The 12,101-nt window shown below is 39.3% G+C and carries 7 protein-coding genes; 3 read left to right on the forward strand and 4 right to left on the reverse strand.

Annotated features, from left to right (window positions below; all coding sequences use genetic code 11):
* Window positions 1-130: 130 nt before the first annotated feature.
* The 3 genes from NAT50_RS00900 to NAT50_RS00910 form a co-directional block, all read right to left on the reverse strand.
* Entirely contained in the window at window positions 131-994 is an 864-nt protein-coding gene (locus tag NAT50_RS00900) for a glucosaminidase domain-containing protein (RefSeq protein ID WP_250590547.1), read from the reverse strand.
* The gene (locus tag NAT50_RS00905; RefSeq protein WP_250590549.1) at window positions 987-1,892 is read right to left on the reverse strand and encodes a 1-aminocyclopropane-1-carboxylate deaminase/D-cysteine desulfhydrase; all 906 of its coding nucleotides are present in this window, start codon (window positions 1,890-1,892) and stop codon (window positions 987-989) included. The genes NAT50_RS00900 and NAT50_RS00905 overlap by 8 nt, the downstream gene beginning before the upstream one ends.
* A 66-nt stretch (window positions 1,893-1,958) precedes the next feature.
* On the reverse strand, window positions 1,959-3,773 hold the full coding sequence (locus tag NAT50_RS00910) for a secretion protein (protein WP_250590551.1): 1,815 nt from the start codon (window positions 3,771-3,773) through the stop codon (window positions 1,959-1,961).
* Between the two features lie 502 nt (window positions 3,774-4,275).
* Between NAT50_RS00910 and NAT50_RS00915 the strand changes: the two genes are divergently transcribed.
* A complete protein-coding gene (locus tag NAT50_RS00915; protein ID WP_250590553.1) occupies window positions 4,276-8,322 on the forward strand; it encodes a GEVED domain-containing protein in 4,047 nt (1,348 codons plus the stop codon).
* 283 nt (window positions 8,323-8,605) lie between these two features.
* Complete coding sequence (locus NAT50_RS00920) at window positions 8,606-11,479, forward strand: T9SS sorting signal type C domain-containing protein (RefSeq protein ID WP_250590555.1); 2,874 nt, start codon at window positions 8,606-8,608, stop codon at window positions 11,477-11,479.
* Here NAT50_RS00920 and NAT50_RS00925 read toward each other — a convergent pair.
* Window positions 11,469-11,801: a hypothetical protein gene (locus NAT50_RS00925; protein ID WP_250590557.1), complete on the reverse strand. Its 333-nt coding sequence runs from the start codon at window positions 11,799-11,801 to the stop codon at window positions 11,469-11,471. The genes NAT50_RS00920 and NAT50_RS00925 overlap by 11 nt on opposite strands.
* A 28-nt stretch (window positions 11,802-11,829) precedes the next feature.
* Here NAT50_RS00925 and NAT50_RS00930 point away from each other — a divergent pair, with 28 nt between their 5' ends.
* Window positions 11,830-12,009 carry a DUF5522 domain-containing protein gene (locus NAT50_RS00930; protein ID WP_250590559.1) on the forward strand — a complete coding sequence of 60 codons (180 nt, stop codon included), beginning with the start codon at window positions 11,830-11,832 and terminating at the stop codon, window positions 12,007-12,009.
* The last annotated feature ends 92 nt before the right edge of the window (window positions 12,010-12,101 follow it).

Here is a 12,101-nt window from a genome sequence, read left to right on the forward strand (position 1 = left end):
ATTTTTCTCCTAAATGTTTTACAATAGCCCCGATGGCAGTGGAAATCCTGTCCGGGCGAACAGCCTGGACAGATTGCAACGAACAGCGGGAACTTCGTTTAAAAAAGTGCCCCAAAGATGGGCTCCTTATTTATCTTATAATTAAAGTTTGTCCTATTGAAATGGCGTTATCTGCCAAGTTATTGATTGCTTTTAATTGATCTACTGTCGTATTGTATTTTTTTGAAATAGAATACAAGGTTTCTCCTTGCGCTACGGTATGAGTAGCATCTGCCGTTATCTCTTTCGGTTTTTCTAGGGGTTTCACCTCTGTTTTGGCTATCGTTTGAGTTGGCTCTTCGAAAGCTATCCCTAAAACTTCAGCATCGTATTTTTGCAACTGATAGCGTTCTATTAAGCTGATTAATTTATTAGGATATTTGGGATCGGTGGCGTACCCCGCTTTTTTTAGTCCGTAAGCCCAGGCTTTGTAATCGTTTTTGGGCAGTTTAAACAAGGGCGCATACCATGGGCGACTCGTTAAAAACAAGGAGTGATCGCGAAAAGATTCTTGGGGGTGTACATATTTTCTGAAACATTCCTGCGGTGCATCGTCATCATGACTCACGTTTTCCCCTTTCCATTCTTTGTGGCATTTGATCCCGAAATGATTGTTGGCAATCGTTGCCAAGCGACCGGTTCCTGCTCCAGATTCCAGAATCCCCTGAGCCAAGGTGATACTAGCCGGGATGCCGTGTCGTATCATATTGTCTTTGGCCACCGTTTTAAAATCGTTGATGTAGGCTGCAACAACCGCTGCGGTTACTTTTACTTTTGAAGTAGCGACCAACTCTTCCGAACTTTTTTCGGTTTCGTCGATGATAATTTTATCCTCCGGTGTGATTTTTTTCTTTGGTTTGTGTGCATGAACCGTTTTGGTGGTTTGTATTTTAGGCTTTGAAGCACCACACCCGAATAAGGTTATGGACAGGATCAGGTAAAAAATCTTATTCATGGTAGATTATTTTATTCATTTTCTTTTGGTCTAGATACTGGTTCATTCCTTTAATTCCTTGCAGGCCTCCGGTATGAATCATAAGAATCTTGGTTTGAGGAGGAAAATACCCCTGACGAATCAAATCGAAGACCCCGAAGACCATTTTCCCGGTATAGACCGGATCTAAAGGAATTTGAGTCTGTTGATAAAAAAGATTCATAAAATCGATTAATCCCTGTGTTACTTTGCCGTACCCACCGAAATGATAGTCTGTTATCAGGTTCCAATTCTCTCTATTTGCAAACTTACGAATTTCGTTTTGTAAAAAATCACCTTTTAAGGCAGGAAAACCCAAAACTTTCTGGTGCGGGAGTGCCGCGTTACTTATTCCTGCTATTGTTCCTCCGGTTCCTACGGCCGAACAAATGACATCAAATTGTGCGTCTTCGTGCGTGAGGATCTCCTGACAGCCTTTCACCGCCAACGCGTTTGTTCCTCCTTCGGGCAAAATAAAACAGTGGCCGTATTTTGATTTCAGGCTATTCCTAAATGTCGGTTCTTCTTTTTGTCGGTATTGTTCCCGGGTTACAAACTCAAATTTCATACCACATTGCTGTGCGAATTTTAATGTCGGGTTAACTTCGATGGCTTTCCAAAGTTCTTCGCCCCGAATAACCCCTACACTATTGATTCCTTTTTCTTTGCAGGCATAAGCCGTTGCAGCTATATGATTGGAAAAAGCACCACCAAAGGTCACCAACGTATCGTAACCTGTCTCCTGAAAATCCGCTAAATTATATTTCAATTTTCTGAATTTATTGCCTGACACCAAAGGATGTATCAGGTCCTCGCGCTTCATGTACAGCGTGACCGTATTGTCCGGTACCGGAACCCTCTGATTTATTACTTTTTCCATTGCTACAAAGTTACGGTAATAAAAAAAGCCCCGCAAAAACGGAGCTTGTGTATTTTATTTAAAAAACTATTTTCTTGAGACCGCAATTTTTTTGGTCATTTCTTTTCCGTCTTTGGTGGTTATTTTAGCAATATATACCCCTTCCGATAACATAGCTGTTGCACATTCATAACTTTCATTTTTTCCTAAATCTTTTTTCAGCATCATTTGCTTGCCGGCAACATCATGTAGTATCAGAGTGGCTAAATCGATTCTTGTTGGATTTTTAATCATTAAAAGACCTGACACATTATTCTGATACATTCCTATTTCGGCAAAAGTCACCTCATTGTTATCCAAAGAGAAATCACGGAAGGTAATTTCGAATCTGTTTTTGTATTCTCCTGCCGGTAACGTGATATCGAAGAAAGCGTTTTTCATATCGTAATACACATCTGTTTCCTTATCGTGCATGAATACCGGCTGATTCGCATCAAAACCATATAAAGTCTCCATTACTTTAATCCTAAAATTGGTATCCGTAGTACCGGTACACACCAAGCCCACCGGGATTTTTTTATTCACATCAAATTTAGTTACCGAAATCAAATATTCTTTCGGATCGTTTTCCAGCATATAAAAGAAACGATAGGGATTTGAGGTCGAAAAAGAAGAAGCATCAAAACCATAATCGAAACCATCGGTGGTAGTCTCTGCGAATCCTAAAGTGGTTGGTGTCACGCCTCCTTTATTAAACATAGCATTAATTCGCAACTGTGGCACATATCCTTGTGACGCTTTGGCTCCCGTGTTTTTTGCATTTTCATTCTGACTTTTGTCACCGGATTGTTGTCTGGTAAAAACCGATTCTGTTCCTTCCTGTTTGTATACGCGGAACGCATTTTTCATGGTTATCACTCCATCCGCTACCGCTTCCACCATAAAACCCTGACCTATGGGAAGAATCGCTCTAGGATAAACGGCTCCGAAGGTTCCCAAAGAGGAATTATAAGTCCCATCGCCATTAAAACTCCAATAGTCTGCCGGGGTATATCCGGCACCCGGCGTATAGGTTCCGTAACCTCCCTGATACTGATTAAGATAATGAGAATTCCTCACCACCTGATCCCAGAACAGCGCTTTACCATCGATTACACTCGCGTTGGCCGGATCTAATAAAAACGCATCTAGGTCTAACGCACTCGGATACGGATTCCCAATTAAGGTATATTTGGTAGCCGAAACAGCATTCGTAATAGTTCCATCGTTTGGTTTCCCGCGGAAATCGTACCGTTGCTTGCTCCCCGGATTGTTCTCTCCCGCACCGGTATGAGGAATCGTAGCATCCGTTCCGCTGGTTCCTTTCATAATAAAGCCTTCTCCGGGTTGCACGTTATAGTTGGCTCCCACATAAACCCAATCGTTATAGATTGCTCCCCCTCTGTACACATGCACCCAACGTTCTGCGATTGACACACTTCCTGCGGCCGAAGTCCCATCGAGTGCCGGGTAGGCTAAGATAGTCGTCGGATTTGTAGCCGTAGCCGTAGTTGGTGCTCCCAATTGCCGAATACCGAAAGGATTATTAACGGTGGTATTGGAATTGACATTTCCTACCGGTGAACACCAGTAATTGTACTGATAATTGTTGACCGTACCTTCCTGAAAGACTGACAAAGCCCCCAAGCCTTTATTTTTTCCTGCCCCAATGGTTCCTTGTAGCAATTGCGCTCCGTTTCTTAAATAAAAAAAACTGTCGCTTTGATTCAATTCTACCTCCTGATTCACGTATACCAACTGATTGTTTGCATAGATATAAGAAGTGGGTGACACATACAACTGTGCCTGCAGTAATTGTATTGACCCTAGGACCAACCACAATCCGAAACCTATTTTTTTCATATTGTATAGAACAAAAGTTATGCCTTGTCAAATTTACGCTTTTTTGTGAAGCAAAACAAATCTTACCTTTTGCCTTACTTTTAAAAACCTACTGAACGCTAAATTCTTAGCGTTGAAACAGTAAAATCGTCCAACCTTAAAAAGGAAAAGCCAACCAACTTATCCCAAAGGCACACTTATAAGAATTATAATACAAGAGCCTTCCAGGCAGCGAAAAACGGCCACCTCTACCCAAAACAGGGCGAACGCTTGTTTTTACTGGAATTTTGACGAAAAGAAATTTTACCATGCTTTTTTTACTCGATAAAATGTTAAAAAAAATCGATGAAAACAATTTATTTGTGTTTTTTTAATAATTTATTTGCATACTTTTGCAACTTACTATATTTTAGTATTTTATCATTAAAAAAATTAAGAATAACCCCCTAAATACACTCCGCCTATGCAGGAATTTTATTCTCACTTCCGAAAATTTTGTGGTCTCGCCACGGTACTTTTTTTTATGTTTTTGAACTCCAGTGTTTCGTGGGGGCAAGTCACCATTACCAAACCTAGTCTTACGGTAACTGCGTATTGTGGTTTTCCTACGGATTATTATCCGCTGGGAGATATAGTTATTACTGAGAAAGATACAGAGGATTTCTCATTACCCAATATATTTAAAGTTTATAGTGTAGTTTTAACAGCCCCTACAAATTTTGAGTTTAAACCAAACACTGGGGCAGTAACTGCTGATTCAGACGAAGATATAACAAATATCTCTATTAATGTCACTGCAACAGCAATAACAATAACATACTCTAGTAGTGAAATTTTTCGAAATAATGAACTAGATAAAGTAACCATTTCCGGGATTGAAGTACGCGGTACAACTGCCGCAAGTACCGGAAGCATTTACAGATCTGGTGGTTCTGGCATAATAACTGGACTAGAAGACTCAACTCCTGTAGCTAGTCTTACTTCCGTAACCTCAACAGCTGTACCGGCTATCACGACCAACCCAGCTAACGCTACTGTAGCAGCAGGCGGGAATACGTCTTTTACCGTAGTGGCCTCTAACCACCCCACAAGTTACACTTGGGAAGTGAGCACCAATGGCGGCTCCACTTGGAGCACTGTAACCAATGGAGGTGTTTACAGCAATGCCACCACAGCTACTTTAAATATTACGGGAGCGACACTTTCTATGGATGGTTACCAGTACCGTGTCAGAGCTACTAATGGTTGTGGGGCATCGGCCTATTCTACAGCCGCTACGCTAACGGTGAGTTTAAATTATTGTAATACAGCCACATCTACTTCAAGTTCAGTTTATATCAATAGTTTTCAAACAGTTGGTAATATAACCAATCTGACCAATTCAGGCACAGGGTATACAAATTCAGGTTACACAGACTACACGAATCTACCCACTACAACTCAAATCCCTGGTGGTGGTATTACTGCAAAATATGATTTAGCTTATTCGGTTTCTTTCAAAGCTTGGGTTGATTGGAATAAAGACGGAGTATTTAATGACACAACTGAAAGAGTCTATGATACAGGATCATATCTAGGAAAATCAACAAGTTTTGGTTTCGTGGTACCAACAACTACAACACCGGGAACTTATAGAATGAGAGTCCGCGCTTATGATCAAGGATTAACATCATTACAACCTTGTGGAGCTTTATCTAACGGAGAAACAGAAGACTACAAAATAACCATCATACCGGACTGCTCTTCAAAAATAACAAGCGTAACTGATGGGGCAAGATGTGATACCGGAACGGTAACCTTATCTGCTAATGCAACAGCGGGAACAACTGAATGGAGATGGTATACTGCTGAAACAGGCGGAACACTTGCCGGTTCCTCTAACACTTCGAGTTGGACAACCCCTTCGCTATCTACAACAACTACTTATTGGGTAGCCGCATGGAACGGAAGTTGTGAATCCTATTTCAGAAAAAAAGTTGTAGCAAAAATAAAACCTATAGCTGGCCTATCTTTTACTACAGCTTCACCAACTGTTTGTGGTGAGGAAAGCATAATTTCACTTGATGCTGCTGGGGGTAATGAAGAAGTAGATTTAGTTTACGAAGATTTTGAAGGACCAGCCGTATTAACTACATCTAACGCAACTGCTACCGGACATGAATGGACCACCAAAGCAAGTACATTCATACCCACAGGAACTGCTTTGTGGAGACCAGCTATCAACTCAAGAGAAGCTGGTAATAAATTCGCATATACAACCTGTAATATGCCTTCTGAAAATGTTGTAACTAGGTTAATTTCTAACAGCTTAAGTTCTGCCACTTTCACAAGTCTTACGTTAACATTCAGACACTATTTCTCTTATTATGCATCACCAGGTGACCATGGTTATGTGCAATACTCCATCGATAATGGTGCTTCTTGGATTAACCTTTATCATTTTCAATCCGACCAAGGCGAAGCAGGACAATTCAAAACTGAAACTATTTCGCTTCCAGCTTCTTGCTTAAACATAACAACTTTAAAAATTAGATTTAGCTACGAATCTACAGGAGGAAACGGATGGGCAGTGGATGATATTAGACTATACGGCTCACGCCCATTAGTCCCTAACTTCACTTGGACAGGAACACCTGTTGATGCCTATACCGATGCTGCTTGTACTATTCCTTATACGGCAGGAACAGCATTAGCAGGAACCACTGTTTGGATTAAACCAACTTTAGCCCAATTGGAACTAGGAAGTTACTCTTTTACGGCAAATGCGAATTTAGCCAATGGCTGTACCACAAGTGCAACCATTAACGTAACCAACAAATCTAAAGTATGGAAAGGTACGACCTCTAACGATTGGAATGTATCCAGCAATTGGTTACCGGCAGGCGTTCCGGATGCTACTACTTGTGTGATTATCCCAACAGGAACTTCTTCAAAAATTATCAATGCCCCAACGGCCTTGGCTAAAAACCTAACCGTTAAGGCACCAACAGGTAATTTAGAACTACAAACCAACCAAAACCTCATCGTTACTGACTGGGTTAAAGTGGAAAACGGTGGAGTTTTCAATATTCGCAATAGTGCAAATTTGGTACAATTGAATGATACACCAAGTCCAGCTAATAGTGGTAACATTACTATGAACAGAACGGCTAACAACCTCCATTTGTTCGATTATGTGTATTGGTCGTCTCCGGTAGAAAACTTTGCCGTGACAAATGTTTCCCCTCTAACGCCAACCAGTAAAATTTACCATTGGGTAACCACTCATAATAACGGTACGGGTTATGGTTATGGTAACTGGTTGAATGTGAATGAAAATATGGTAGCCGGTAAAGGATACATCGTAAGAGTTCCTAATGCCAACACTTCTTTCTCGACTACTTTTACGGGAAAACCTCATAATGGAATGATTACCAAAGGTGTTGCTCGAGGACCTTATAATACTGGTGTTGATTATTTAGGAACCAATGGATGGATTACTACCCATGATGATAACTGGAACTTGGTTGGAAACCCTTATCCTTCGGCTATCGATGCCATAGAATTTCTTGCCGCCAACAGTGGAATCATAGAAGGAGAAGTAAATTTATGGACCCATTCTTCGGCGATTTCGAATACCAACACGAGTCCTTACTATCAAACGTTCAGCTATAACTACAAATCTAACGATTATGTAACCTATAACGCCAGCGGTAACAATATTGGTGCTACAATAGGATTTAACGGAAAAATTGCTGCCGGACAAGGATTCTTTGTAAAAATGATCGACGGAGGCGTTGGTACAGCTAACCTCACCTTTAACAACAGTATGCGTACTGATGGTTCTAACAATGCCTATAACAATGGACAGTTTTACAGAACTAGTAGTCAGCAAACAGCAACTACAGAACCGGAAAAACACCGCATTTGGTTGGATTTAATTGATAGCAACATGAACACGAGTCGTTTTATGACCGGATACATTGAAGGGGCTACTAATGATAAAGATCATTTGTATGATGCCAGAACCAATTATACTGAAAGTTTGAAAGCTTTTACTATGGTGGATCAAAGCGACGATATTTTTGTCATCCAAGGAAGAAGTCTTCCTTTTGATCCCAATGATAAAATCAACTTTGGAATTCAAGTACCGGCCAATGCTACTTACAAAATTGCCATTGCCGATGTGGATGGATTATTTAAAACGGAAGGTCAAAAAATTTATGTGGAAGATTTATTAACCAACACTACTCATGATTTGACTCTAAGTCCGTATTCGTTTACTTCTGACAAAGGAATTTTTAAGAACCGTTTTGTGATTAAGTTCAACGATCAGAAGCTATCCAATACAGACAATGAATTCAGTAATAGTGTCGTTGTATTTGGCAAAGAACAACTTACGATAAAATCAGAATTGTTCTCCATTAAAGAGGTAACGGTTTACGATGTTTTAGGCAAAACATTGTTACATGCCAAAGACATTACCGAAAAAGAATACCAAGCCAATGCTTTACGTCCTACCAATACTGTAATTTTGGTAAAGGCAACCTTGGAAAATGGTGCCGTAATAACGAAAAAAGTTATTTTTTAACACCATAACAAACAAAAAAAGAGGCGGTAATCTTAAGATTACCGCCTCTTTTTTTATTCTCAAAAAATAAAACGTCATCCTCCGACAGTTTCATTAGAAACTCATAACAAACTTCAAAAACCCAATAAAATAGAGTAATACCAAATTAGAAAATTCCACCTGACCTTAAACAAATCCTAATTTTATCTATCTGTTAATCAAAAGACAATATATTTTTTCTACATTTGTTGTAATACATTTTGTTTATTTGTACAAATACGTAACACACTAAAACAAACTAAACATGGGTCAAAAAAACTACTTATTAAAAAAAAGAATCTTACCCCTTTTACTTCTTTTTCAATTATTCCTTTTCAATAGCAATGTATTCGCTCAATCCGTTGGGGATTATCGATCTGTTGTAAGTGGAAATTGGACTACTTTAGGTACATGGCAATATTATAACGGAAGCGCTTGGGTAACACCCTCAGGCACTAATCCGCAAGGGTATCCAGGACAGTACACAACAGGAAATGTTACTATTGCTAGTGGACATACAGTAACTATTGGAGGTGCAGGAATAACAACTCAACCTATCGCTTCCATAACAATCAACGGCAATTTATTACTAAACGGCAATACTTCTTCAACCACAACCTATAATATTAATAGTTCTTCCATCACGGTGACGCCACTCATCGGGACCATTCAGTTTGAGAACAAGGTGGAATTAGTTTTACCAGCCAATGCTGTATTGCAAGTAAAAACAGATACTACTCCTAACCCAGATTACAATGGGCTAATTGGAGATTGTAGCCACAATCAAGATATAAAAATAGGTACTTTAGTTTATGCTTATTGTAAAGGAGGAGGCAGTACCGCTTTAACTTTTGATGAAATTATGCAGGCTGGAGGTACATTGAATGCTGTAGCCGCTTCTAACGGACCGATTTGTGCAGGGAATTCTATCAATTTATCGGGCAGTTATGTAGGAGGAGTCGTTGGTACTAAACCTACTTATACTTATACTTGGTCTATAAAAGATCCTAACAATGTTACAAGCACTTCAAATTCACAAAATCCTGTAATTCCCAACGCAATAACCGGTACCTATCAAGCTACGCTTACTTGTACTATGACCTACAGCGGAACGAGTTACAGCAACTCTGAAATTATTACCATATTAGTAAATGCTAAACCTGCTAAACCAAGTGTCGATGCTGTTATACAGCCCAACTGTTCGGTGAGCACAGGTAGTGTATCGCTGAGCAATTTACCTACAGGAAATTGGACTATAAACCCTGGAAATATTTCAGGTACAGGAAACAACGCAACAATTACTGGCTTAGCAACGGGAACGTATAATTTTGCTGTAACCAATGCTGCGGGTTGTACCTCTGACATAGCTACCGTAGTCATAAATTCACCAAACAAAACATGGAACGGCACTGTAAATAACGATTGGTTCAATGCCAATAACTGGAGTCCTTCGGGAGTACCTACCGCAATCCAATGCGTTACCATTCCAAACACGACAAACAAACCTATCATAGTCACTGCAACTACCACTCATGCTAATTGTAATTCGTTAACTATTTTATCCGGAGGCACACTAGAGGTCACTTCGGGTAGTAATCTTCATGTAACAGACTTTATAAATGTGAATTCAGGAGGAGTTTTAAACCTGAGAAACAGCGCTAACTTAATCCAAACTAATAATGTTGCCAATAGTGGCAGCATTACTATGGACAGAACGGCTAATAACCTCCACTTGTTCGATTATGTATATTGGTCGTCTCCGGTAGAAAACTTTACCGTAACAAATGTTTCCCCTCTAACGCCAACCAGTAAAATTTACCATTGGGTAACCACTCATTATAACGGTTCGGGTTATGGTTATGGCAATTGGTTGAATGTGAATGAAAACATGGTAGCCGGTAAAGGATACATCGTAAGAGTACCTAATGGTAACACCTCTTTCTCGACTACTTTTGCCGGAAAACCTCATAATGGAGTAATCAACAAAGGTGTACTTCGAGGACCTACTGTTGTTGCTAATGACATTCCCGGAACCAATGGACCTATTACGACTTATGACGACAACTGGAACTTAGTTGGGAACCCGTATCCTTCGGCTATCGATGCCATTGAATTTCTTACTGCCAACAGTAGCATTATACAAGGAGAAGTAAATTTATGGACCCATTCTTCGGCAATTTCAACTGCCAATCCGAGTCCTTACTACCAAACTTTTAGCTACAATTACAAATCAAACGATTACGTAACTTATAACGGGAGCGGTGACAATATTGGGGCTACAAAAGGATTTAACGGAAAAATTGCTGCCGGACAAGGTTTCTTTGTAAAAATGATCGACGGAGCAGCAGGTTCAGGCAACATTACTTTCAATAACAGCATGCGTACTGATGGTTCTAACAATGCCTATAACAATGGACAGTTTTACAGAACTAGTAGTCAGCAAACAGCAACTACAGAACCGGAAAAACACCGCATTTGGTTGGATTTAATTGATAGCAACATGAACACTAGCCGTTTTATGGCTGGATACATTGAAGGGGCTACTCATGGGAAAGACCATTTGTACGATGCTACAACCAACTATTCCGAAAGTTTGAAAGCTTTTACCATGTTGGATCAAAGTGACGATATTTTTGTCATCCAAGGAAGAAGCCTTCCTTTTGATCCCAACGATAAAATCAACTTTGGAATTCAAGTACCGGCCAATGCTACTTACAAAATTGCCATTGCCGATGTGGATGGATTATTTAAAACGGAAGGTCAAAAAATTTATGTGGAAGATTTATTGACCAACACCACTCATGATTTGACTGTAAGTCCGTATTCTTTTACTTCTGACAAAGGAATTTTTAAGAACCGTTTTGTGATTAAATTCAACGATCAGAAATTATCCAATACGGACAATGAATTCAGTAATAGTGTCGTTGTATTTGGCAAAGAACAGCTTACCGTAAAATCGGAATTGTTCTCCATCAAAGACGTAACGGTTTACGATGTTTTAGGTAAAACATTATTACATGCCAAAAACATTAGCGAAAAGGAATACCAAGCTAATGCTTTACGCCCTACCAATAGCGTAATTTTAGTGAAAGCAACTTTAGAAAATGGTACAATAGTGACGAAAAAAGTTATTTTTTAAGAAAATCACAAAATGCCCAAAAAGACCTTGATTGCAAATAATCAAGGTCTTTTTCTTTTGCATAAGCTTCTCTTTCAAAAGAAATATTATAATACGCCATTTTAGCATTTCTATATTGTATGCATCGGAAAATAAATTCTATTGCATACCAAACAAAAAAAGGAATTACCAACATTTCCAGTTGCTGACGAATATGAATCCGTTCATGATTCACAAATACTAGATCATTTCGATCACTTTTGTTAGCCAAAAAGACAAATGGGTAAATGGTGATTCCTCTAAAACCTTTTGGTGTCAAATATTTAAAAACAATCAGAATCATATACCACAAATTTGATAAATTTGTAAACATGAACCATGATTTACATCCAAATAATTTAAAGGAAGGTGAAGATTTTTATTACACCCCTGAAGGTTATAAATGTTTTACAGAAACCTACCATTTAAAACGAGGCTATTGTTGTAAAAGTGGATGCCGTCATTGTCCCTATGGATTTGATAAAAAAACCGGCCTCATTAAACATTTATAAAACACAACAGTGGACATTCTTTTGCTTAAATATAAAATCAAAATAGATAAGTCCTATCACAGGTCGGATATTCGGTACCCATAGTTTTTTAA

The sequence above is a fragment of the Flavobacterium luminosum genome, assembly GCF_023635005.1.
GTDB lineage: Bacteria > Bacteroidota > Bacteroidia > Flavobacteriales > Flavobacteriaceae > Flavobacterium > Flavobacterium luminosum.